Source organism: Bacteroides sp. D2 (genome assembly GCF_025147085.1).
Classification (GTDB): Bacteria; Bacteroidota; Bacteroidia; order Bacteroidales; family Bacteroidaceae; genus Bacteroides.
The window spans coordinates 3,150,836-3,175,637 of sequence record NZ_CP102261.1 but is presented as its reverse complement, the minus strand read 5'-3'; the positions used below and the strand labels follow the sequence as shown (position 1 = coordinate 3,175,637).

Sequence of the window (24,802 nt, the reverse complement as noted above, 5' to 3'; positions counted from 1 at the left end):
AAACTATGAAACTATATAAATATCTTATAAGTGGAGGATTAGCACTGACATTGGCATTGTCCTCTTGTGAAAGTTGGCTGGAAGTAGAGCCTAACGACACGCGTACCACAGACTATTTCTATTCAACTCCCAGTGAAATGGAACAAGCCATTATCGGTATCTATAATGGTCTGCTTCCTATTTCAGACTATTCCTGGCTTATGTCGGAAGTTCGTTCAGACAATGCATGGGTGGATAAAACGACGGATAAGCAACGTGACTATATCGATATAGGAACTTTCAACCCCAACATTTCTACCATCAGTACCCTTTCCGGAGCCTGGAATAATCTGTACGAGATTATAGCTCGTGCCAATATGTTTCTTAGCAAAACCGACGGGGTTACTTTCTCTTCGGAAGCTATCAAAAACCAGTTCATCGGCGAGGCTAAATTCCTTAGAGCATTGGCTTATTTTGATTTAGTACGCTATTTCGGACGTATTCCTATCGTGTTGCAACCGGTATCGGTGAATGAAGCGATGACTATCAAGCAGTCTGAACCGGTGGAGGTATATGAGACAGCAATCGTTCCGGATTTGGAAGATGCAGTAAAGAAACTGGTAGACACTCCGCTGAATTATATGGGAAACAGCGCTTCAGCCGGACGTGCTACCCAAGTGGCTGCAAAATCTTTATTAGGACGCGTTTATCTGACAATGGCAGGATATCCCGTACAGGATGCATCTAAAAAGGCATTGGCCGAGGAACTATTCAGCGAAGTAATCGATTATTCTTTCGCCAACAATAAATATTGGGCGAGCACAGCCGACGAATGGATTAAAATATGGATCAGTGATAATGATAACAAATATCATATTTTCGAGATACAGTATATTGCAGCCAAGAACTACGGTAATCCAATGGTATTCAACTCTGTGCCATCTGTCAACGATTCTTATACGAAGATACAAATGTCCGGCAACAGAATATGGTGTGAGAATCAGTTGGACGATATTTTGAAGCAGACCGACGAAACAGGTGTTTTCATTGACAAACGTTGTGTAGGAACCATTAATACGAATGAATTCGTCGACGAAGATGGAACCCCTTATACAGGAGGAGACTTCTTCCTCAAATTCTTTGAGCACAAAATGAAACGCAAGCTTTTAGGATACGAAGACATTGATGACCAAATTGCCGACCGCACCTATTTCCCCATCAATTATCCGCTAATCCGTCTGGAAGATGTGATGTTGATGTATGCTGAAATTGCAGGGCCCACCGGAAAAGGAAAAGAAATGGTGAATAAAATTCGTACACGCGCCGGACTGGATGCCTTGGACGATGATATTACCATCGAGAATTTCGCTGACTCTGTAGATATTGAACGCCGCCGTGAACTGGCATCTGAAGGAATACGCTGGCATGATTTGGTACGTCAGAACCGATATGTAAGTGTATTGCAGGATATGTTCAAGCGCAATGGTTCCGATGCTAACGGAGTAATCACCAAGCCGGAAACGTATGAATTATACAAACTGGTCACCAAAGACTCATACATCTACCCGATACCGGATTCACAAATGAAAGTAAAAGAAGGATTGTACGAACAGAACAAAGGATATAATTAAGCGACATTATACTATTTATAAGTTTGTTTGAAGGTTAGTAGTGAAAGTCCTCCGGCGGCAGCCTGGAGGACTTTCACTTGTATATACAAAAAAGGTTCCGGCAATGTTGTTTATTTGCCTGTCATCAAGTATCTTTGCTCATAACCTGAATTTTAACGCTAATGTGTAATCGTATTTGCACATTACCTTAAAGTTTAATATCTTGCTTCTACTCTCATACGATATTTTGCAGATTTTCAAGTTTTATCTTTGTTCTTTTCTATTATTTTTGCACTTAACATGTAATTGAAAATGAGCCAAAAAGAGTTTAGTGGCCATATCCGGAGTATTGCTTGTCAATCGCTCACGGAACGCATGACAAGTCATCAGCTTTTTACCATAACTTAATTTATAGCTTGTGTCTTAATACTATTGCGATATTCATTGGGGGTGCATCCCTCTATCTTCTTGAACCAACGGGTGAAGTGTTGCGGATACTGGAACCCCATTTCATCAGAAATTTGGCTGATGCTTTTGTCCGTATTGAATATGCGCTCTTTGGCAATATCCATGATCTTTTGCCGGATATGCTTGATAGCAGATATTCCTGTCTCTTTCTTGACTAAATCACTGAAATAATTCGTAGAGAGACAGAGCTTGTCGGCACAATACTGTACGGTAGGAATACCGCTCATTGCCGGTTCTTTAGAATTGTAATAAGCGTCGAGCAAGGCTTCGAACCGTGCCAGCAAGTCGCTGTTCATGGGCTCGCGGGTGATGAACTGGCGGTCGTAGAAGCGGATGCACTGGTCGAGCAGCAGCTTCACGTTGTCAATGATGAGCGAACGGCTGTGCTTGTCTACCGGATACTTCAATTCCTCCTGAAGCCGTTCGATACAGTCGATGAAGGTCTTCCGCTCGTGTTCCGACAGGTGCAGGGCTTCGCTGGCATTGTACGAGAAATAGGTGTAGTCCTTCATCATCCGTGCGACAGATGTGCCACGCAACAGTTCGGGATGAAATACTAACGCCCATCCGGCAGGTTGGTGCAACTGTCCGTCGTCGTCCGCTCCCATCACCTGACCGGGAGAGGCGAAAAGCACCGTCCCTTTCTCGTAGTCGTACAAACTGCGACCGTAGTTCATCGTGCCGCAATCGGTATCCTTCAATAAGACGGCATATACGTTATACAATCTTTTCGAGTGCCTTATCGGCTGCATCTCGTAACAGTTTACCACACTTATCAACGGGTGTAGCGCTTCGATACCGAACAGGTCGCAATATTGCTGCACCGTGTCTATTCTTGTTATTCCCATCTTCTTTCCTTTTCTTGCAAAAATACGAATATTCATTTGAAACTGATGCAAAAATAGCCGATTTTCAGGAAAAGAGCATGACCCGAACCACAGATTTTATTACCAATATCACTGACAGAAAATCCTCCTTATCGACACCGATGAAAATGGTCATTTAATCAGTGGAATAGATACAAGTAAACATATTGATACCCTGTACCTTTGCAACAAGAAAATTTTGTAATAATGAAACGAATATGAAACAGTTATTTTTAACCATCGCCTGCCTGACGCTCTCCACGAGTACCGTGTGGGCACAAAACGAGAAAGGAATGTTGAGTTTGAAAGAACGTTACATCGTGGCTATCAGCATGTACACCGCACAAGGGAATACCGGCTGTCTGAAAACAGCTCTTGACGAAGGACTGAATGCCGGGCTGACGGTGAACGAGGAGAAAGAGGTGATGCTGCAACTTTATGCCTATTGCGGCTTCCCTCGGAGCATGAATGCGCTGGCGACGCTGACGAACTTGATGAAGGAACGCACCGCCAAAGGAATCAAGGACAACCTCGGACTGGAACCTACGCCCATCACAGCGACCGACCGCGCGACGTTCGGGGGAGAGAACCGACTGAAACTGTTCGGTCGCCCGGCGCAGGGAGAAGTACTCAGCTACGTGCCGGCCTTGGACGAGATGCTAAAAAGCCATCTCTTCGGCGACATCTTCGGCCGCGATAACCTTGATTGGAAGACGCGCGAACTGGTGACTGTCGCCGCTGTCTCTGTCATGGACAAATTGGATAACGAACTGCGCATCCACATCGCCCATGCCAAGTATAACGGGGTGACAGATGCTCAGATAAATGAAGTGTTAACGATGGCGGCCCGCTGCCGCAACGACATGGTGCTGATCGAAGAGCAGGAACCGCCCAAGACTTTCAAGGCAGATCCGGCGATAACCGTCCGCAAGTTTTTTTATAAGAACAGGTACGACATCACCCTTTGTGCGGAAGTCTATCTGCCTGCCGATATGGATGAGACGCGGAAATATGCCGCCCTCATCGTGGGCCATCCATTTGGAGCAGTAAAGGAGCAATGCAGCGGATTGTACGCGCAGGAAATGGCAAAGCGTGGCTTTGTGACTCTGGCCTTCGATGCCTCCTATCAGGGAGAGAGCGGCGGCGAGCCTCGCCACACGGTGTCGCCCGATGCATTGGTAGAGGATTTCAGTGCGTCGGTGGACTGGCTCGGTCTGCAAGCGTATGTTGACCGTAACCGCATCGGTGTCATTGGCATTTGCGGCAGTGGTGGTTTTGCAGTCTGCGCCGCTTCGCTCGACCCGCGCATCCATGCATTGGCCACGGTGAGTATGTACGACATGGGGCGTGCCACTCGCAACGGATTGGGCAATGCCCTGACCGACGAGCAGCGCAAGTCGATGTTTGCCGAAGTGGCGCAGCAACGTTGGAAAGAGGCGGAAGGAGCAGAGCCGCGTATTCGTTTTGGCACGCCTGAACAATTACCCGAGAACGCAAGTGCCGTGCAGAAGGAGTTTTTTGACTACTACCGCAATCCGCAGCGCGGACAACATCCCCGTTACCAAGGCACGCGCTATACAAGCCTGGCTGCACTGACCAACTTTTATCCTTTTGCACAAATCAAGGAGATTTCGCCACGCCCCGTACTGTTCATTACCGGCGAAAATGCACATTCGCGCTATTTTAGTGAGTATGCCTACAAGCAGGCGAATGAACCGAAAGAACTGTACATTGTGCCTGGTGCTAATCACGTGGACTTGTATGATCAAATGGATAAGATACCATTTGACAAGCTGACTGAGTTTTTCGAAGAGCATTTGAAATAATAATCCGAAAAACAAAAGGCCATTTAATCTGTGAAATACAGTGGAGTAGAGGTTCCGCCTGTATTTTCGTACTATAAATACAATCAAATAATTAAAAATATGAAAAAGGAACAAATTCAGGAGAACGGCATGGATCGTCGTGGTTTTCTGAAGCGGACAGCATTGGCAGGAGCAGCATTGTGTATTGTACCCGCACTTGAAAAGGTAAACGCAGCAGAAAAGGTTATTTCAGATAGACAGAAAAGTCTAAATACAGGTATGCCAAGTTTGGCCGCCCTTCATGATACCCGTACATTAGGCAGTGGCAAAGCTGCATTCCAAGTATCGGTAATGGGCTTTGGATGCATGGGATTGAACCATAACCGTAGCTGGCATCCCGACCGCAAGCAGGAAATCGCTCTGATACACGAAGCAGTAGAACGCGGCGTCACCCTCTTCGACACGGCCGAAAGCTATGGCTATCATGTCAATGAAAAGTTAGTGGGCGAAGCACTGAAGGGATATACCGACCGGGTATTCGTATCTTCCAAATTCGGACATAAGTTCGTAAATGGTGTGCAGGTGAGGACTGAGGAAAACAGTACACCGCAGAACATCCGGCAGGTATGCGAGAACTCGCTTCGCAATCTGGGCGTGGAAACGCTAGGCATCTTCTACCAACATCGTATCGACCCGAACACGCCCATCGAAGTCGTTGCCGAAACATGTGGCGAACTGATAAAGGAAGGGAAAATCCTGCACTGGGGGATGTGTGAGGTAAACGTAAATACCATCCGCAGCGCCCACAAGGTTTGCCCCGTCACAGTCATCCAGAGTGAATACCACTTCATGCACCATTCGGTGGAAGAAAACGGAGTGCTCGCCCTCTGCGAAGAACTGGGCATAGGCTTCGTGCCATACAGTCCGCTCAACCGCGGTTTCCTCGGCGGCATGATAAACGAGTACACACAGTTCGACCCGAAGAATGACAACCGCCAGACGCTGCCCCGCTTCCAGCCCGACACCATCCGTGCCAACTATCGCATCGTGGAGGTACTCAACGCTTTCGGACGGACGCGCGGCATCACGCCCGCACAAGTGGCATTGGCCTGGCTGATAAACAAGCGGCCGTTCATCGTCCCCATTCCCGGCACCACCAAACTGTCGCACCTCGAAGAGAACCTGCGGGCAGCGGATATTCGCTTCACGCCTGAAGAGATGCAAGAGTTGGAAGCGGCCGTGGCGGCTATCCCGGTGGTCGGCAGCCGTTACGATGCATTGCAAGAATCGAAAATACAGAAGTAAAAGAATATGAAAACAGCTATTGTTATAAGTATGTTGGTTGCTTTGGTATCTTGCCACAATGGCGGTAATACACTGCAAATAGCCGGACAGGGAAGCTTTTCCGTGGGCGGAACGGTGCTCACGGATTCCGCAGGGCGACAGTACCACGGAGACCATGCCTACGTGTTCTATCAGAAGCCAGTTGATGCAAGGCGTTATCCGCTGGTATTCGCTCATGGAGTAGGCCAGTTTTCGAAGACATGGGAAACAACTCCCGACGGACGAGAGGGCTTTCAGAACATATTTCTTCGGAAGGGTTTCTCGACCTATCTTGCGGACCAACCTCGTCGTGGCAATGCCGGGCGGAGCACTGACACTGCCACCATTGCGCCCCGGTTCGATGAGGAAGAATGGTTCAATCGCTTCCGTATAGGTATTTGGCCGGATTATTTCAAAGGCGTACAGTTCAAGCAAGATGAAGAAACACTAAACCAGTTCTTTCGTCAGATGACCCCGAACATTGGCAGCAAAAACCTTGACGTATATGCCGATGCATATGCCGCACTATTCGACAAAATAGGCAAAGCTATATTCATGGTACATTCACAAGGTGGCGCCGTGGCATGGCAGACTGTGCCGAAAACACGGAATATCAAGGCCATTATTGCTTTAGAGCCTGGAGGGAATGTTCCTTTTCCTGAAGGAATGTTACCAGAAGAGGGGAAGATAGAGACGCATTCTAAGCAGAATACGGAAGGTGTGGAAGTACCTGCGGACATCTTCAAAGAGTTTACGCGCATCCCTATTATCATATATTATGGCGACAACCTACCCGAAACGGATGAGTATCCCGAACTCTACGAATGGACCCGTCGTCTGTACTTGATGCGCATGTGGGCGAAAATAGTCAATGAGATGGGTGGTGATGTGACAGTTATCCACTTGCCCGAAATTGGTTTGCATGGCAATACACATTTCATTATGTCTGATTTGAACAACATGGAAGTGGCTGCGCATATCTCCAAGTGGCTGCATGAAAAAGGGCTGGATTAGAATGAACCAACAACTATGGACAGACAGAGACATGGTTGAGACTGAGGTTGTAGAACCTTATTTGTCTATATATAACGAAGTTACAGCACTTGTCCGGCAGGAATTGGGCAATAATATCCGCCCTGCATTACGGACACATGTAGAGAACATAGATGAATTACAAGACAAGCAGTAATTTTAGAATATATTATATGGAAAAATAAAGACTGCCACAACTTAAAGAGGGGGGGAGTTGCCTACAATGCACCTCCCCCCTCTTTAAGTTAACAGATTAATAGATTCTATTATTTACCTATACTACCTGCCCAATCTTTAGCAAAGCGGAAATTTCCGATATTTCCTTTAAAGCCACTGCGATTTCTAAACGAAATTGCTTTCAGACCAGCTTTCAAAGCACCTTCTTCGCCAGCTACTACAGCATCAGCTTTCGGCTCATTCTGACTTAATTCAGGGTCAACGAACAAAGATACTTCATTTTTGTCATAATCGACTTTCAATACCAACAGATGCGTTGTATTATAATCATATACCATAGGAGCCTCATTACGTTCTTTCATCAAACCAACAGCAAATTTGATTTTATCATTTCCTTCACGTCTGACATATACTTGACCACGATTTCCTCCGCCAACATAACTGGCACTCGCAGCCAGAATATCTGCCAAATTACTTGAGCCGACTTTAGCAAAGTTCACCAGACAAGCCAAATAATAAGTTCCTTTTGAGTAAACTTTTCCTGATTCTACCAAAGAATATACGCTAACACGGGAACCTTTCACACCTTGCGGAAAACCAAAATTGATAGATGGTCCCGTCTCATTATATCCGGCATAAGTCAAAGCCTTTCCAACAGTAGGGCTTACAACTCCTTCAACCGACGTCGCAGTAAATGCGCCACACCAGGTATCTACGTTAATAGGAGCCCGTTTGTCATCATAAACTGCTTTCTCCAAACGATCACCTTCCTTATAACCTTTCAACAGGTCATTCTTTAAAACTTGTGCCTGGCTTCCTAATGCTAGTACTACCAACGCCATTGATACCATTACTTTTTTCATAATCTCTCCTCTATTTTATGTTTTTAATCTACGTTATTTGTCAGATTCAAAAGTCAGACTCCTTTTATCAATTACCATCCGGTTTTTCTATTTCTGTAAACGGACAAAGACTCCATTTAAAATCTTCAAAATTATCAGGATGCTTCGGATTGAATCCATTATAATCTTTCCTCAAAAACTTCACTACCTGCAAATCGGCTTTCTTCATTCCTTCAATAATACATTTCGCCAACTCATAAGCACCGAAAGTGTTGGAGTGGGAATTATCTTTCAGCTCCTTAGTTTGTCCCGGGTATGTATTAGCAGGGTAATGCACGAACGCATGTTCAGAACCGTCTACACCCATTGCCTCATAAAGCGTACGGCTTATTTCGTTCAAGTCAATCAAAGGTACATTTTCTCTGGCTGCCAACCAACGAATCGCATCAGGATAATCAAGGTGAGTATTTACAATTTTACCATTCTTATCAAAACGACGACGCTGGGTAGGAGTTATCAATACAGGCTGCGCACCTCTGGAACGTGCTTCATCAATATAAATCTTCAAATTATACATGAAAGAATAGAAAGCTCCTTTACCTGGACCCTTCTGCTTCTGATCGTTATGACCGAACTCCATAAAAAGATAATCCCCTTTCTTCATCTGTGTCAATGCTTTCTTCAAACGTCCGGCACCGATAAAGGTATTGGCAGATTCTCCGGATTCAGCATAATTGGCAATAGCCACCTGATCGGTGAACCAACGCGGAAACATTTGTCCCCAGGCAGCCCAAGGTTCGTTGTCATAATCCACTACGGTGGAGTTACCGCAAAGAAAGATAGTGGTCACTTTATCTACACGCTCAATGACCAGAGAAGTCATACGAGGAGCATCACCATTAAATTCAAGAGTCAGTTTTTCATCCCAGTTCAGTTTGTTTTTTTCACGTGCCTTGATTTTAACTTTCTCTCTTTCGCTGATTTTCATGTTCCGTTTGTTGACGGTAAAAGATTCGGTAATCATTTCTCCTTTTTTAGTCGGAAGATTTTCAATAAACAGTCGGCGGGACTCGGCACGTACCGTAGTATTTCCGGCTGAATCCTTACTGCCAAGAGTAACGGTTACTTTATAATTGCCATCAGGAACATTGACAGAGAAAAAGAAAGGCTGATTGCTTTTTCCATCCCACGCCGGTTGCAAATCATATCCGAAACCCTGTTCGTTATTGAACAAAGTTTCGGGTGTCACTTTAATATATCCCTCTTCTACCTTTTTATCGGGAGTAAAGTCGAATTTATAGACCTGAGCGCGTACTAAAAGGCAACTGGTTACCGACAAAAGACTAATAAGAAACAGTATTCTCTTCATCATCATACGAATATCTTTAAATTAGAATCCCAGGAAGAAACGATAAGTGTAAGTATTGGTCTTGACACCGCCAGTTCCTGCCGAACCAGCAGTTTTAGAATAAGTAACAATGTACATATTCTTATTATTTCGTTCCGTACTGCTCCAATAGGTAGCAGACATATCCATTGTTTTATCTGATACTTTTATCAACTTAGAGTTCACCTTACTCTCTAAAGAATTATCTTTATCCTGCAAAGCTACAAGTTCCCCACTGGAGGGCACATACCAACCGGTAGTAATAGACGGAGCCGGAAAACTGCTTTCACAATCATCCTGATATCGGAAACATTCAAAATCAGTTTTGAAAGTATCATAATACAAATCCAATACTTCCGAATTATTATATCCCAAAAAGCGAAGAGGTTTGTTTTTATTATTTTCATTTACATCATAATATCCAGTGACAGAGACATAGGAAGAAGTAAATGAAGTGGTCATAAACCAGTCGTGTATACTTTGAGTAAGAGCAGGAGAGAATTTACCGGTTTCTGTATAAAGACTCATTACTAATCCATGAACACAATTGGGATGTGAACGGAGCAATGCGTCATTATTGGCAGTGTAGGGAGTTCCCGCTACATCTTTATACAATACAGAAGGCATCGGATTTCCGACCCAGCATACGATTCCAATGCAATTTTCCTTTGCAGGTTCTGCTTCATTGCCACTTACCACACTGCCATCTGCATAATAATAATCGCCTACCTGTAGATGGTGGGTCACCTCTTTATAACCGCCATCGACAACAAAACGTTTGTACCTCCCTTCTTTCATCTTTTCAGCCGTATCAAACGTACATTGTTTATCATTGTAATGACCAATTATCTGATTTTCCGAAGACGGCTTTCTTAGTAAACGATATTCATCTTTCTTCGCGTCATAATAAGGAGAGATCTTTGTTCCTTCCTCTACATTATCAAGATAGAAAGCTACATTGACAGGCATAGCAACATAAGGAGTTGCTTCCGGCATTGCCACCCCCTCTGCATCTGTGAAAATATACCGTGTAGAAGGCAACTTCACCACAAGCAGACTCATACGGTGTGTCAACTGAAAACTCAATGTATAGTTTCCGTTATCGCCAATCAATGCCGTTGCATTTGAAGTCATTAAATCTTGCTTTGCATACGCTTTCTGGTCACTCTGTTCTGTTGTCAATTCCCAACCGGCTACCAAAGGAGCAAAAAAGTCATCACTTGCCAGATCTATTTTTTCTGTCATTTCCGGTTGATAAGGATAGTAAGCGTAGAAAGTCACTCCGGCCAACCGGTCATCATATAATATCGGTTTGCCCGACCAACTCGAACCATTGAACGTAAAAGGCATATTATTGATTTCATCCAATATCGCACCATCTTTCACGGCGAACAATCCAATCTGGTCTCCCTGCGTAAAAGTGGTAACAAAGCCTGTATCTTCCGTACGTGTAGACGGTTCATTGTTAATTAACCCTGTATCAGTCACGTTCAGTACAATCCCGTCCCGTACATTTCCCGGAACTTCTTCCTCATTTTGAGAACAACCAGTCCAACCGCACAACAGGATTGTCAGTAAGGCTGCTTGCATAAATTTATATTGTTTCATCTTCGCTTCAAATTTTGAATATTATTCTCTATCAGTTCCTTCAACCTCTTCATCATCACCTTCCCACGAAACAGAATCTTTCTCTATCGTCACTTTCAATCCAGGTTTACCAACTCCTACATTGTATGTATATTGGTGTCCGCCTTCTAATATGCCTTCACCATTGCCCGGCATATGACCGAAATTTCTGCCGTCTTTCAACGTAACTTTAAAGAATAATTTGCCGGACATATCCTGCGGAATCATCAGCAACTGAAAAGAATAAGCATATCCCTCTCTAGCATTTTCCAACAGATAAGGTTTCATCACTGTCGCTTCAACTCCTGCGGCAGACTGTAATTTGCCTTCTGCCATAGTACCCTTTGTTACAGCACTCACAGTAAATACAATATCTTTCAAATCTTCTTCCGATACGGTATCTCCGTCACCTTTCACATTAATAACCAACTTCACTGTTCCGTGATGGAATTTAAGTTTCCGTTCGCTACGGAATTTCATTTTCTCATAAGCATAAAGGAAATCCGAGTTTTTATATGCCTCTTCAATAGTCTGATCGGAAGCTACAGTCCACTCTGTCAGCAAAGTTTCCGAAGAGGGATACCAGGCAAACAAAGTCTCTTCTTCCGTCGTCGTATACCAATAAAGAGGATCGTTATTTTTAGCACTCATTTCTCCTGTTTGAGAAACCTCATACAACTTTTGTGAGAAACCATCGTATAGGGAAACTGATTCTCCCCCCTCCCATTCAGTCTTCTCCCCGATGCTGTGCGTAAAAGTCATAGCTGACTTTTCCGCCATTAGCTCCATCGGATATTGATTATTTTGAAACTCGTCTTCCGCTACATTGGTACAAGCTCCAAAGAAACCTGCTACTGCCAATAAACCGCCAAACCATAATTCATTTCTTTTCATATCATCCTTTTTTTGAATCCTTGTCAGTCGTTTATTCAGTAACCGAAGCAGTCACATCTTTATCATCTTCTACGATCCAGTCTTCAATTTCCGCTTTGGTAATTGTCATTGCAGGATTTTCGAAGGTCACATTATAAGGATATGCATGCCCACTTTCCAGATTCTGAACAGGCATATATTGTGTGTAGGTCTCATCATTCATTTTTACTTCCAGCAAGACTTTCTCCGGCATATCTTGCGGGAACAGGATAATAGATGCGGTCATTTCACCTTCTGCCGGTTTGGCAATATCCATACTTAATTCCGAATTCGGAGTAGCACCACTTTTAGCAACAGCCTCACCAGTAGTTACATTAAAAGAGCCTTCCAATTGCAGGCTTTTCAGATAAACTTTCATATTATTTAATGTAGCCCCATTGGTTGCTTTAAACTTCAAAATGATTTTAGTCATTTTATGAGAGAAGTCAAATGTAACAGGAGACTCTGCATGGACTCCGGTAGCTTTGGCAAACAGGAAGTCTATTTGCGGCTGCTTGTCGGTTGCCTGATCTGCTCCGCTGATTGTTTTTACAATCACTCCTTCCGTACCCGGCAATGTGCCATTCGCTCCCTGATACGGATAATAAGCACTTAAAGTAAACTCACCTTCTCCCTTCAAACGGATATTATTGTCTGTTGAACCTTCATTGACCACACGAAACGAACCTCCGGTTTCATTGCGATATTGAATATTAATATAGGTATCCACTGCATTAGCCGTCGCGTTATCCTCGTCCGCTTCAACAGTTACTCCAATACGATCGTCCGACCCCCATGCCGCACCGACAGCACGAGTTTCCTGGACATTACTCACTACTTCGTTGATATTCCCAAAAATTTCAATGGGTTTATAGGCGCGGTCCGCTTTTCCCGACTCTTCGTCACTACAAGCAGAAAAAGCTAATGACACTACCATAGCGGCAGCTAAATACATGTTTTTCATTGATGTCTTCATTTTAAGTTATTGTTTTTTCTATTTTTTACTTCTGCAAATGTAGACGTACTGATTGAAGTACACAATGGACGATTGTACGCAAATACCTTGGCAATCATTCATTAAGGGGAACAAAGGCTTCCAGAGTATAATTACCTATGGAGAAGTGTATATTATTCTATTATTTCAACTTGTACACTTCCGTCCCGGCAAGCAAAAAACAACCGACCCCATAATCTTCAAAATCGGGTATGCTTTTAAATGTGACCGGCTGTCCGTCTTTAGGCTCTTTGCCTGTTCCCTGCACATATCCCAGAAATCCATTCGGATGTACGGCATCTTTTACCATAGCGTTCCACGCTTTTAAAAGGATGGGAAGATATTCTTTACGGTCGAGTAATACGTTACGAACTCCCCAAGCCATACCGTAAACAAACAGTGCCGTGCCGGAAGTCTCTTTGCCCCCGAAGTTCGTCGGGTCATGAAGACTGACATTCCAGAAACCATCTTCACGCTGGCATTTCTTGAGTGCCTTGCTCATGGTCAGGAAATCATTGATATAATCCTGACGGTGTTTTTCGTCAGAGGGAATTTCATCCAATACACGCACCAAAGCAGCATATACCCAGCCATTTCCACGACTCCAGTAGCAATCTTCTCCATTAGGCTCCTTATAGGGAGGATTGAAATCCTGATCGCGCCACCACAGACCGTCTTTCTGATTGAACATACCGGTTTCATCGTGCTGACTGCGTGTATAATAGTACATATCCCACATCTTGTCGTAGTACTTCTGTTCTCCGGTCATCTTTCCGAATTTAGCAAAGATCGGCATCGCCATCTGCACAGCATCAATCCACCACCAGTCATTCACCTGCGGTGTATTCACCACCATATCGATGCTCGCTTTGATATTCCGAATCATGTTCGGATCTGACGGACAAATCTTATATAAATCAATATACGCCTGTCCGCAACAGTGGTCATCAGCATTACGGGTTGTATTACCATTTCGCATTCCCCATTTGTGGAAATCAGCCCAGTCGTAGGCATATTTATAATAATCCTCACGTGGGTAAATAGAATAAAGCGCCATCAGTCCTTCATAATACACGCCACGTGTCCAGATATTACTGGGACGTACACGACCATAAAAACTGGGGATAGTATAATCGGCATACTTTTTCATAAAGTAACCGTTCACTTTCTTCATGACCTCCAATGTTTCCTTTTGGTCGGGCAAGGTTTGAGCATTTACACTGACAGCAACTGTCAATATGAAAAAGAATAATAATACTAATTTATTTCTCATGTACATTCTTAGATTGTTTATAGTTGAAACTTACTTTAATTTTCCCTGCATACGGATTGAAATCAAAAAGGACTTTATCTCCGGCAATATGTGCGGAAAGTTGCTTTTTACCTTGTTTCACAGACACCTTTTCTACAGCCTCCCCCACAAGTACCATGGTTAATGGTTCTGTATACATTTTCTTATCCAATGTCATTTCAGGAGTAATCGTCATTCCTCTCTTATGTATGGAAACGTTTAATTGAATATCGTCTCTCTCTTTTATATAAGCGGACACTTCGCGAAACGTTCCTACCCAGATTTTATCTTCCAAGCTTTTCACTTTATCGAGATGTGCCCAAAACAAGGAAGGGTCTTTAAAAGCATCATATCCGTAGTTGATTCCATGCGTCATACCTACTCCCCACTCCTCTTTCTTCATTAAGTCATCCAGCCATTTGGCAAAACGTTGAGGGGTAGATTTTCCACCAATCGAAATCTGTTTGATACGTGTTCCCACTCTGTTTTTAGAAGCCAGTGCCACGATCTCATCTGTCTTATAGTTATATGGATAACAATAAGTGACAGGCATAACGCCTATATTGGCAAAAATCGCACTATCATTCTTCTCTATTTCAGATTTCACTTGTTCCAAAGTCAAACGTTTCGCATTCTGATGCGACCAGCTATGATTGGAAATTTCATGTCCGTTCTTTGCCATTTTCTTTAGTTCATTCCAAGTCATTCGAGGTAACTTGGATGATACCCCTTGTTCCGTGTAATAACCGCAAACCCAAAAAGTTCCTCTAAAGCCACGCTTTTCCAATTCCGGTGCAGCCACTGTGGAATGTTCTGCCAAACCATCATCAAAAGTATAGGTGATGGCACAGGTTTTGTCCTGCTTATATTTGGCAACATAAACTTTCCAATCTGCAGCCGATAAAGTATTTATGCCAAAAGCATAGAAGAAAGAAGTCAGAATAAATAAAGAAAGTGTTTTCATGATTCTATTAAATGATTAAATATATGGATACGAAATCCATAGTTACACACTATTTTACCCTGCAAAGATAGGTGTACCTTTCCTGTTGTACAATGGACTATTGTACACAAATACAAGGACTATTATTCAATATAAAGGTCCGGAAGCGAAATGGATAAAATCCATCCTACATGGAATCTCCCTCACTATTCACACCACGTTGATAAACCGATGGTGCCACTCCAAACTGTGCTTTAAAGCATTTACTGAAATAGAAAGGATCACTGATGCCTACCTTGTAAGAGACTTCCGCAACCGTCAGATTATCTTCTGACAGCAACAACTCCGCCGCTTTCTTCATTCGTACCACACGTAAATATTCATTAGGCGAATATCCTGTTACGCCACGCAGTTTCCGATAAAATACGGTTCGTCCCAACTTCATGAGTTGTGCAAACTCGTCAATAGAGAATTCAGGACGGGCAAGATTCTGTTCGAGGATGGCAGCCAAACGGTCTGCAAATTCTTTATCCCGATCGGTAGTACACATAGCCGGACGCACAATACCAGGTTCGCTGGAGAACTTCTCACGCAATTTATCACGCTGCTCAATCAAACGGAATACACGTGCTAACAGCAGTTTTACACTAAACGGTTTTGCGATATACGCATCCGCACCTGCTTCAATTCCTTCCAGATGCTTTTCCGGTGAGTTTAATGCGGTCAGAAGAATAATGGGAATATGGCTCGTATCAAAATCCGTTTTTAGTTTCTTGGTCACTTCAAATCCGGTCATACCCGGCATCAGAACGTCACAGATTATCAAATCGGCATCATACGTACGGGCCTTTTCAAATCCGGATGTACCGTCGGCAGCCACTTCCACTTCAAAGTACGCACCGATTTCTTCCCGCAGAAACTCACGGATATCATTATCATCTTCAATAATCAGCACTTTCCGTTTATTCAAAGGAGTAGCCATCTTTTCCGGGTCAGGAAGTTCTTCCGAAAGTTGCAATAAATGATGCGCGTGACCGTCTGCCTCTTTCAGCAGCACATTGCCCGGAACAAGGAAATCTTTCTCCGAATACACCGTCTTATCTGTCGGAATACATACGGTAAATACAGAGCCACCACCTTCATTATCTTTATACTCAATCGTACCTTTATGTACCTGCACCAGTTCGTGGCTCAAATGCAGACCGACACCAATACTGTCACCGGAGAAATTGCTCTGCATAAATCGCTTGAACAATTCGTTCTGCTTTTCTTTAGGAATACCGACTCCTGTATCCGAAACCTGAATCTGCAAGGTTTGCTTCCCTTCGTCCACATTCACCGAGAGAATAATTGTTCCGTTGGAAGGAGTATATTTAAAGGCGTTGGAAAGCAGGTTATAAGTCACCTTATCCAAATTTCCTTTATCAATAAACATCTTATAAGATGGCACTGAAGGCAAGAAACGGAAGTTCATATTCTTCTGTTCCGCCACGTCCCCGAAACTCAAGAATATTTCATAAAGGAAAGCGATGACATCCGTTTCCTCTAAAGAAAGTGCCAGTTTATTATTCTGCATCTTTCTAAATTCCAGCAACTGGTTGATGAGCCTCAACATACGTTGCGTGCTCTTATCCATTGTTTTCAGAGGATATATCAATTCACGCGGAATATCCGTGACACGCTGGATTTTCTCCAAAGCTCCCTGGATTAAGGTAAGCGGAGTACGGAATTCATGAGAAATATTAGTAAAGAAGACCAGCTTATATTCAGTCAGTTGCTTCTCTACGTTAATACGGTTGCGCAAACCATTAAAGTTGCGAACGATACGGAAAGCAAAATACAAGGCAACAATCAATAACAGAACATAACACAGCATTGCCCAAGTAGTTTTCCAAAACGGTGGAACGATTACAATCTTCAATGTAGTCTCACTGTCGTTCCATATACCCGAGCCATTGCTGGATTTGACATGAAGTATGTAGGTTCCAGGATTCAGATACTTAAAGGAAGCGAAATTCAGTGGAGAAGGAGTACTCCATCCCTGGTCATAGTTTTCCAGCCAATACATATATTTCGTATGTCCGCTATCCGAATAGTCGAAAGTAGAGAAATCTATCAGGAACGAGTTTTGAAAATATTTCAGCGTAATTTCATCCGAATAAGCAAGAGACTGTTTTAATGGAGAATCCTCCATCTGCGGATTCATCTGGGTTCCATTGACGTACAAATCAGTGAAAACAACCGGAGAAAACGTCTCACTATCTTGTATCTTTTCAGGGTCGATCACTATTAATCCATAGTTCGTTCCAAAAAGCAGTTTTCCGTCTTCACGCATACAGGCACTATTCTCGCTATACACGTTTCCTAAAGTATAGGAAGAAAAGAAATAGTTCTCAAAAGAATGAGTGGACGGGTTAAACTTGGATATTCCATATTCGGTCGCTACCCAAAGATTCCCTTTTTTATCTCCCAAAACAGACTGGATCACATCGTTGACCAACCCTTCGGAAGTTCCGTAATGCTCATATTTCAATGAATGATAGTCATCCTGCGGTGTACAAAGGTTCAGTCCCGAACCGGAAGTACCAATCCACATACGTCCTTTCGTATCACGATAGATACATTTGATCTCATTACTACAGAATTTTCCGTTTGTATAACTGAAGAGATGATAATTATCACCATCAGCAATCAGTGAATCCGGATGAAAGATACAGATACCCTCACTGGTTCCTACCCAAACCATTCCGTTTTCATCTTCTTCTATCACACGCACCATCCTCATTCCGAATGTTTGCTGAAAGAAATGCCGGAATTTATATTTTCCGTCAGAAGTAGGTTCAGCCAATTCGAGCCCTCCTCCAAATGTACCCACCCACATACGCTCTTTGCGATCACGATAAATAGCAAAAACGTTATTATCAGACAATGAAGTCGGGTCGGACGGGGTATTATAATACCAGGTATCTCCCACCTTCAATCCATTACCACGGGTTCCTGTCCACATTCGCCCCTGCCGATCTTCAGCGATTGCATAAATATTGGAATGGAAATATTGATTTGTCATTTTCGACTGAAGATTCGCATCAAAGGTATAAAGTCCGCCTTTACGCGTACCTACGCAAATATCACCATTAGACATTTTGGTCAACATACGAATGGTATTCGAACGGTCGAACAGCTCACGGGATTCGGGATAGATGCGGGAAGTACCTTCATTCAATACAGAAATGCGGGATAAACCCGAATATTCCGAAGCCACCCAGATACCACCGGCACGATCCTCCATGACATATTGCAGAAAATCCGAGCTGATATGACTTTGATCGTTGATGTTGGCAACGAAATGTTCCAGCTTATCTTCGGCTATATTATAAGCAAAAAGACCATTACCATAAGTAGAAATCCAGATTATTCCCCGGGAATCATGTACGATATGATAACGTTCAAAGTCGATATAGCCGATTTTATCTTGAGGAATTAACTGAAAATCTTTACTTTCACCGGTTGCAGCAACCACATAAGTAAGGTGTCCCGTATGATTGTATATCCAATAGTCTCCGTGATTGTCACGAATCAGTTCGCCCTTTTTAATATTTAGACGGGGGTCAGCGGCTACTTCTCCGGTCGTAAAATCATAAGTATATACTCCGGTCGTAGTCAGAATCATCCATTTATCCTTCAACAAGAAATTTCCGGTAGGCGACGTCTGCCCAGCAACGGTTGAAAGGGCAGCCAGCTTTTGCATCTTCTGCGTAGCCGAATGGTAATAATAAATATCTCCATCTGCCGTAAGGAAATACATGTCATCCTTATAAGCCAGAGAAGAAGTAAAATGAATCAACCGGTCTTCTATCCGATATTGTCCATTGGAAACAGAAACTAATCCGCATTGAGTGCCAATCCAGATGCGTCCACTGGTATCTTCATTCACGAATTTCACCCGGTTATCCGGCAGGTTGCCACATTCTGTCCTGAATACGGTAGACGTCATTTCACCGTTTTTCTGATGCACCATGCGTCGGCAACCATTGCCCTGATGTGATAGCCACACATCTCCGTTGGCTGCAACGAATACAGTAGAGTAATTCTGCCTTAACTCGCCACAACCCGTGTAATCAACAAAACGAGCACGTTGCAAGTCGTAGCAGCTATATAGTTCAGGTGTAGTAGAGATCCATAAGAAACCATCTTTATCTTCTGTGAGATCGTAAATCCGGTTGTCCGCCAAAGACACTTTATCTCCGGCTTCCGGACGAAAGGTCAGGAAAGAGTTGCCATCATAACGGCTTAATCCGTTCAAGGTAGCCAGCCACAAAAAGCCTTTGCTATCCTGATAGATGTATCGGATAGAGTTGTTGGGAAGGCCGTCACTGGTTCTCATTTGTGTAGAACGAAGCTCTATTGCACTATAAGCATTCAGTACAAAGCTAACAAGGAAAGTGAAGACTAAAAGGTGTCTTTGCGTCATATAGATTCCAAGATTAATAATAAATGTTGGACAAAAATAATCAAGATAGTTGAGATAATAAAAGAAACACTCACAAAATAGCACGAGGAGGACACCAGTTTTCTCTACCAAGTATCCCCCTGCACAAACAATTCAACCTAATTACTAGAAAATCAATCCATATGGAATACTTCCGGCAAAGGAATGGATATCGGCGAGTTGTCCGGATTCACTTCCATGATATCCGCCATATAATCCCACCATTTCTGTACGATTTCCGTATTGCCTAAATCCTGTGAACCTGCTCCCCCTTCCGTTTTTTGGAAAGCGAACAGGATATTTGTTTCTTTATCCCAGTAAATCGAATAGTCCGACACTCCATTCTGTGAAAGCAACGCTTTCAGTTCTGGCCAGATGGCAGCATGTCTTTTTTCATATTCGGCTTCACATCCGGGTTTCAAATACATTTTAAATGCTTCTCGTTTCATGGTTTCAATCTATTAAAGTTAATCTTTCTTTTCTTCTGTGTCGATGGCAAAAATAGGTGCCGTCGTCTTTTGTTTCACCTGGTAGTATTGAACGGCACTGTCATTCATCTGGGGGTATTGTTTTTTTAGCAAGCGAATCATTTCCGCACCTGCCCAAAGAACTGGTCCGTACCCATGTGCCGCATATACATTGACCGGACGATAGTAGTAAAAAGCAGGATCGAAAGCCATTCCCGTACCGACGCAGGTTCCTTCCACCTGCCCCTCCGCATTTATCTTGCCGGCTACGGCATGCCATCCCAGATGAGCAACCGGTCCGTAAGCAATGGCGTCAATCCATCCTTTATTGATGGCGTGTGCCAGACAGTATACATATATCGCAGTAGCGGAAGTTTCCAGGTAAGAATCATTCCGGTCGAGCAGTTGGTGCCAAAATCCTTCTCCGCTTTGTAAGGCTGTCACTCCACGTACATGAGCCCGGAAATAATCCATCACTTTCGCCCGTTGAGGGTAGTCTTCCGGTAGAACGTCGAGCAGTTCACAAGCCGTCAGCATAGCCCAACCGTTGGCACGTGCCCAACAGAAAGCAGGGTGGTCGGTACTGCTTTCCACCCAACCGTGGCGATACAATCCTTTTTCGGGAATAAACATACGATCGGCAAATTGCAGGAATTGTCTTACCGCTTCTGCCAGATATTTGTCTTTTTGCTCTTTGTCATAACAGCTCATTTGTGCTACTGCCGGAATACCCATAAACATATCGTCCAGCCAAAGAGTATTACGCTGCGGACGGTTGCGTGCAAAAGTTCCATCTGCCAGGCGATACTCTTTATGGATGATGAAATCAAAATAATTACGTATCAGTTCATCTACAGGAAGCGAGGGGTCTTTCAAACGGACTTTCATCATCGCTGCGCATACGGCTCCCGCATCATCCAACGCGTGTGGGGTGAGGATTTGAAGCAACTGCGGGTCTGTCGTACCCTTTTCTTTATAAACACGTTTGAAATGCGGTGCTACTTCGGCCAGAAAACGAAAACGATTCTGTACATAATCCATATAGCGTGTGTCGCCCGTAGCTTCGGATGCCGCTATCAAGGCAGAATAGGTCACTCCCCATTCATAACTTGCCAAACGAAAAGCTCCACGCTCCAGTTGCGCCTCCTCTCCCATCGTTGCATAGTTGGTAATCACTTTACCCGTATTCTTGTCTACCACACGGGCGGGAGTCTCCTTATCTATATAAGCAAATACACGGTCTACATCTTTCTTAACCTGTTCCGGTGTCAAATCACCATACGTGCCCTGATAAGCAGGTTGCAATAAATGCAAAGGGGTGTTTGAGTCATTCACTACAGTTTTCTTTTTCTGTGCGCTGACAGGCAGAGGTATTTTACATCCTCTGAATATGGTTCCCTGCAAATCCGGTCCAAAGTAGAATCCCGGTTGTGTCGGCTGGTTGTAGGCTACGTTTTGGGTAGCAATACTGATGCGATAAACAGGATCTTCCAAAAAGGTGTGGAAGCGGTAATCAGTGGGAATGGTAGAGACATAAAGCCGCAAAGCGGTATTATCGGCTGTACGCAACAGCACTTCTTCCCGCCAGTCGCCTACGATATCTCCTTGCAGGCAAGGTGTTGCTTTCGTTCCATTGTTGGAAAGAGCTCCTTCAAAAATGGCTATACGTTCACAGATTCCTTTTTCCCAATTATATTTGCTGACTATATTTCTATCCAATAGTTCGCGCAGCAAATCACCATCCCACCAGACAGCCATATTACATGATAATCCCCTTACCCGGGCTTTTACCACTTCTCCTTTTACATTTCTTATTCCTCCGGAAGCAAGAGACCACATTTCAACGCCCGGTTGGGTCGGGTCAATATCAGCCGCCATGCAACGTCCGACATCCGTACTATCTTTTATCTGGAAAAGTATTTCTCCGGTTGCCGCATCTCTGTACGTACTTCCGTCACGCTTGTTTTCGTGGCAGTCCCATACTTGCAGCCCTTTGCGGGAAGGATCGAAATGAGTCAGATGAATCGCGTCTCCATGTCCCATCTTCGTTGTGTATAGCCCTTTGCCGTTATGATCGATGGCACACGAACCATAAATGATTTCGTCGCATCCGTCACCGTCCACATCGCCTACGCGCAGATTGTGGTTTCCTTGTCCGGCGTAATCTTCACAACCGGGATGGTTACTGTCGAACATCCAACGTTCCTTCAGTTCCTTTCCATTCCAATCATAAGCCGCCAGTACTGTACGGGTATAATATCCACGACACATCACAACACTTGGATGAATGCCGTCGAGATAGGCAACGCAAGCCAAAAAGCGGTCGCTACGATTGCCACGATTGTCTCCCCAATCCATCAGATTTCCTCTTCCGGGTACATAATCAATCGTTTGCATCGCTTCTCCTGTCAATCCGTTGAAGACGGTCAGATATTCCGGTCCGGTCAAGATACGTCCCTGTTCGTTCCGATAGTCAGCTTGCGCATCTCCAATCACTTTTCCTTTTCCGTCCACTGTTCCGTCGGCAGTTTTCATTACTACTTCCGCTTTTCCGTCGGTATCAAGGTCAAACACCATAAACTGGGTGTAGTGTGCACCGGCACGTATATTGCGTCCCAGATTAATGCGCCATAAAAGTTTTCCGCTCAACTTATAACAATCGAAATATACCTCTCCGGTGTAGCCGTCATGCGAATTATCGTGTGCGTTCGACGGATCCCATTTCAGAATAATCTCATATTCCCCGTCGCCATCCACATCACCGATACTGGCATCATTAGGAGCATAATAATAACTCTGTCCAGCCGGAGTCGTTCCGTTTTCGGGACGATTCAGCGGGATGTTCAGATAACCTGCCGGAGCATCGGACGGCAGTTGATAACTGCTTTCCGTTTTTGATTTGATAGCTTTGACGGTATAAAGTACGGAGTTCGTACCTTTATATATATCCTGAAAGAAAGTCGCATTTCTTACCGGATGCTTGTTTATCTTTTCACCGTCTCTATAAACATCAAAAGATTCGTCCATCGGATCGGAAGATAGATAACGCCAAGACACGGCAACGGTAGATGGATTCTCTCTGATGGCAATTACACCGCGTCCCAAATGTTCGCGTTTCAGTTTCGAAAAGTCATAGTTCGGCTGCGCCACTACAAAAGCAGCTACCAGACACAGACTAAAAAAGGCACTTATGCATTTCATAGTTTTATCGTTAATCAATTTACAACACAAAAGTAAGCGGCACAGCCTATTTATAAAATAGAATATTGTACAGATCTATGTAGAAATCATCATAAAAGCTACTTTTAAACCGTATTATAACCATCCGGTGAACGAAAATGAATACATCTGCACGAAAATCCATTGAAGAAAAGAAGTGCGTCCCTTATCTTTGCCAATGAAAATTAGTATGAACACTCAATTAATAAAACAGAATTATTTCACCATGAAGAAATCACTACTCTCATTCTTTACAGTAACTCTTCTTTGTCTTATGACAGGAAAGCCGGTCGTAGCACAAGAATTACCTGCACAAAAAGAGACTTTAGAGACCATCGTAAAAGTAAACGACTACTTTATGAAAAAGTATGCCGATTACACATTGCCTTCTTTCTATGGCAGAGTCCGTCCAAGCAATATATGGACGAGAGGTGTATATTATGAAGGATTAATGGCTCTTTATGGCATTTACCCGCGTGAGGATTATTATAAGTACGCCTATGACTGGGCTGATTTCCACAAATGGGGAATGCGCAACGGTAACACAACCCGTAATGCAGATGACCATTGCTGCGGACAAGTTTATATCGACCTTTATAACATGTGTCCGTCCAATCCGAATATGATCCGGAATATAAAAGCAAGTATCGATATGGTAGTTAATACTCCGCAGGTGAACGATTGGTGGTGGATTGATGCTATCCAGATGGCAATGCCGATCTACGCAAAGTTTGGAAAAATGACCGGTGAACAGAAATACTACGATAAGATGTGGGATATGTATTCTTACACCCGTAATGTGCACGGAGAAGCCGGAATGTATAATCCTAAAGATTGCTTATGGTGGCGCGATCAGGATTTTGATCCTCCTTACAAAGAGCCAAATGGAGAAGATTGCTACTGGAGTCGTGGAAATGGCTGGGTATATGCAGCACTTGTGCGGGTATTGGATGAAATCCCTGCCAATGAAACACATCGCCAGGATTATATAAACGATTTTCTCGCTATGAGCAAGGCACTCAAGAAATGTCAGCGTGAAGATGGTTTCTGGAATGTCAGCCTTCATGATCCGACGAACTTCGGGGGTAAAGAGACTTCCGGCACGGCATTGTTTGTATACGGTATGGCGTGGGGAGTCCGCAACGGATTACTCGACCGCAAAGAGTATTTTCCCGTCCTTTTAAAAGCATGGAACGCTATGGTGAAAGATGCCGTACATCCGAACGGATTCCTGGGATATGTGCAGGGAACAGGCAAGGAGCCCAAAGACGGGCAGCCGGTTACCTATAAGAGTGTACCCGATTTTGAAGACTACGGAGTCGGTTGTTTCCTACTTGCCGGAACAGAAGTTTATAAATTAAAATAACATACA

Annotated in this window: 17 protein-coding genes and 1 pseudogene; 6 read left to right on the top strand and 12 right to left on the bottom strand. The window is 43.8% G+C overall.

Annotated features, from left to right (window positions below):
• Window positions 1-5 precede the first annotated feature (5 nt).
• A complete protein-coding gene (locus NQ505_RS10985; RefSeq protein WP_009000471.1) occupies window positions 6-1,610 on the top strand; it encodes a RagB/SusD family nutrient uptake outer membrane protein in 1,605 nt (534 codons plus the stop codon).
• A gap of 383 nt (window positions 1,611-1,993) precedes the next feature.
• On the opposite strand, the gene NQ505_RS10980 is transcribed toward NQ505_RS10985, so the two are convergent.
• Complete coding sequence (locus NQ505_RS10980; protein ID WP_009000469.1) at window positions 1,994-2,905, bottom strand: helix-turn-helix domain-containing protein; 912 nt, start codon at window positions 2,903-2,905, stop codon at window positions 1,994-1,996.
• A gap of 236 nt (window positions 2,906-3,141) precedes the next feature.
• On the opposite strand from NQ505_RS10980, the gene NQ505_RS10975 reads away from it, so the two are divergent.
• The 4 genes from NQ505_RS10975 to NQ505_RS10960 all read left to right on the top strand — a co-directional run bounded on the left by NQ505_RS10975 (window position 3,142) and on the right by NQ505_RS10960 (window position 7,240).
• Window positions 3,142-4,749, top strand: a complete 1,608-nt coding sequence (locus NQ505_RS10975) for an alpha/beta fold hydrolase (RefSeq protein WP_259828336.1) — start codon at window positions 3,142-3,144, stop codon at window positions 4,747-4,749.
• 99 nt (window positions 4,750-4,848) lie between these two features.
• A complete protein-coding gene (locus NQ505_RS10970; RefSeq protein WP_009000468.1) occupies window positions 4,849-6,033 on the top strand; it encodes an aldo/keto reductase in 1,185 nt (394 codons plus the stop codon).
• 6 nt (window positions 6,034-6,039) lie between these two features.
• Window positions 6,040-7,065, top strand: coding sequence for an alpha/beta hydrolase (locus tag NQ505_RS10965; protein WP_009000467.1), 1,026 nt, complete (start codon window positions 6,040-6,042; stop codon window positions 7,063-7,065).
• 1 nt (window position 7,066) lies between these two features.
• Window positions 7,067-7,240 (top strand): hypothetical protein, encoded by a 174-nt coding sequence (locus NQ505_RS10960; protein WP_009000466.1) that lies wholly within the window; start codon window positions 7,067-7,069, stop codon window positions 7,238-7,240.
• Window positions 7,241-7,349: 109 nt separating this feature from the next.
• Here the strand turns inward: NQ505_RS10960 and NQ505_RS10955 are convergent, their stop codons facing one another.
• The 11 genes and pseudogenes from NQ505_RS10955 to NQ505_RS10905 form a co-directional block, all read right to left on the bottom strand.
• Entirely contained in the window at window positions 7,350-8,123 is a 774-nt protein-coding gene (locus NQ505_RS10955) for a hypothetical protein (protein ID WP_009000465.1), read from the bottom strand.
• Window positions 8,124-8,190: 67 nt separating this feature from the next.
• Window positions 8,191-9,471, bottom strand: coding sequence for a rhamnogalacturonan acetylesterase (locus tag NQ505_RS10950; RefSeq protein WP_032853903.1), 1,281 nt, complete (start codon window positions 9,469-9,471; stop codon window positions 8,191-8,193).
• 21 nt (window positions 9,472-9,492) lie between these two features.
• Complete coding sequence (locus NQ505_RS10945) at window positions 9,493-11,097, bottom strand: fimbrillin family protein (RefSeq protein ID WP_009000463.1); 1,605 nt, start codon at window positions 11,095-11,097, stop codon at window positions 9,493-9,495.
• Between the two features lie 21 nt (window positions 11,098-11,118).
• Window positions 11,119-12,009: a fimbrillin family protein gene (locus tag NQ505_RS10940; protein WP_009000462.1), complete on the bottom strand. Its 891-nt coding sequence runs from the start codon at window positions 12,007-12,009 to the stop codon at window positions 11,119-11,121.
• A gap of 31 nt (window positions 12,010-12,040) precedes the next feature.
• A complete protein-coding gene (locus NQ505_RS10935) occupies window positions 12,041-12,991 on the bottom strand; it encodes a fimbrillin family protein (RefSeq protein WP_009000461.1) in 951 nt (316 codons plus the stop codon).
• A 172-nt stretch (window positions 12,992-13,163) separates the two neighbouring features.
• Complete coding sequence (locus NQ505_RS10930; protein ID WP_032853901.1) at window positions 13,164-14,294, bottom strand: glycoside hydrolase family 88 protein; 1,131 nt, start codon at window positions 14,292-14,294, stop codon at window positions 13,164-13,166.
• A complete protein-coding gene (locus tag NQ505_RS10925) occupies window positions 14,284-15,276 on the bottom strand; it encodes a polysaccharide deacetylase family protein (RefSeq protein ID WP_009000459.1) in 993 nt (330 codons plus the stop codon). The genes NQ505_RS10930 and NQ505_RS10925 overlap by 11 nt, the downstream gene beginning before the upstream one ends.
• A 166-nt stretch (window positions 15,277-15,442) precedes the next feature.
• Entirely contained in the window at window positions 15,443-19,726 is a 4,284-nt protein-coding gene (locus tag NQ505_RS10920; RefSeq protein WP_009000458.1) for a two-component regulator propeller domain-containing protein, read from the bottom strand.
• Between the two features lie 152 nt (window positions 19,727-19,878).
• Window positions 19,879-20,193 (bottom strand): L-rhamnose mutarotase, encoded by a 315-nt coding sequence (gene rhaM / locus NQ505_RS10915; RefSeq protein WP_008642234.1) that lies wholly within the window; start codon window positions 20,191-20,193, stop codon window positions 19,879-19,881.
• Between the two features lie 18 nt (window positions 20,194-20,211).
• Window positions 20,212-21,603 carry a glycoside hydrolase family 105 protein gene (locus NQ505_RS10910; protein WP_232293056.1) on the bottom strand — a complete coding sequence of 464 codons (1,392 nt, stop codon included), beginning with the start codon at window positions 21,601-21,603 and terminating at the stop codon, window positions 20,212-20,214.
• Window positions 21,580-23,412, bottom strand: a pseudogene (locus NQ505_RS10905) (rhamnogalacturonan lyase); the annotation flags it as partial. The gene NQ505_RS10910 and the pseudogene NQ505_RS10905, both read right to left, overlap by 24 nt.
• Window positions 23,413-23,656: 244 nt before the next feature.
• Between NQ505_RS10905 and NQ505_RS10900 the strand changes: the two are divergent.
• Window positions 23,657-24,796, top strand: coding sequence for a glycoside hydrolase family 88 protein (locus tag NQ505_RS10900; RefSeq protein WP_032853896.1), 1,140 nt, complete (start codon window positions 23,657-23,659; stop codon window positions 24,794-24,796).
• Window positions 24,797-24,802: the final 6 nt, after the last annotated feature.

Excerpts from the sequence above, each read along its gene's own strand:
- NQ505_RS10985 (WP_009000471.1), top strand. The coding sequence starts at position 6 with ATGAAACTATATAAATATCTTATAAGTGGAGGATTAGCACTGACATTG.
- NQ505_RS10980 (WP_009000469.1), bottom strand. The coding sequence starts at position 2,905 with ATGGGAATAACAAGAATAGACACGGTGCAGCAATATTGCGACCTGTTC.
- NQ505_RS10925 (WP_009000459.1), bottom strand. The coding sequence starts at position 15,276 with ATGAAAACACTTTCTTTATTTATTCTGACTTCTTTCTTCTATGCTTTT.
- NQ505_RS10965 (WP_009000467.1), top strand. The coding sequence starts at position 6,040 with ATGAAAACAGCTATTGTTATAAGTATGTTGGTTGCTTTGGTATCTTGC.
- NQ505_RS10955 (WP_009000465.1), bottom strand. The coding sequence starts at position 8,123 with ATGAAAAAAGTAATGGTATCAATGGCGTTGGTAGTACTAGCATTAGGA.
- NQ505_RS10970 (WP_009000468.1), top strand. The coding sequence starts at position 4,849 with ATGAAAAAGGAACAAATTCAGGAGAACGGCATGGATCGTCGTGGTTTT.
- NQ505_RS10960 (WP_009000466.1), top strand. The coding sequence starts at position 7,067 with ATGAACCAACAACTATGGACAGACAGAGACATGGTTGAGACTGAGGTT.
- NQ505_RS10950 (WP_032853903.1), bottom strand. The coding sequence starts at position 9,471 with ATGAAGAGAATACTGTTTCTTATTAGTCTTTTGTCGGTAACCAGTTGC.
- NQ505_RS10940 (WP_009000462.1), bottom strand. The coding sequence starts at position 12,009 with ATGAAAAGAAATGAATTATGGTTTGGCGGTTTATTGGCAGTAGCAGGT.
- rhaM (WP_008642234.1), bottom strand. The coding sequence starts at position 20,193 with ATGAAACGAGAAGCATTTAAAATGTATTTGAAACCCGGATGTGAAGCC.
- NQ505_RS10945 (WP_009000463.1), bottom strand. The coding sequence starts at position 11,097 with ATGAAACAATATAAATTTATGCAAGCAGCCTTACTGACAATCCTGTTG.
- NQ505_RS10900 (WP_032853896.1), top strand. The coding sequence starts at position 23,657 with ATGAAGAAATCACTACTCTCATTCTTTACAGTAACTCTTCTTTGTCTT.
- NQ505_RS10935 (WP_009000461.1), bottom strand. The coding sequence starts at position 12,991 with ATGAAAAACATGTATTTAGCTGCCGCTATGGTAGTGTCATTAGCTTTT.
- NQ505_RS10920 (WP_009000458.1), bottom strand. The coding sequence starts at position 19,726 with ATGACGCAAAGACACCTTTTAGTCTTCACTTTCCTTGTTAGCTTTGTA.
- NQ505_RS10930 (WP_032853901.1), bottom strand. The coding sequence starts at position 14,294 with ATGAGAAATAAATTAGTATTATTATTCTTTTTCATATTGACAGTTGCT.
- NQ505_RS10975 (WP_259828336.1), top strand. The coding sequence starts at position 3,142 with ATGAAACAGTTATTTTTAACCATCGCCTGCCTGACGCTCTCCACGAGT.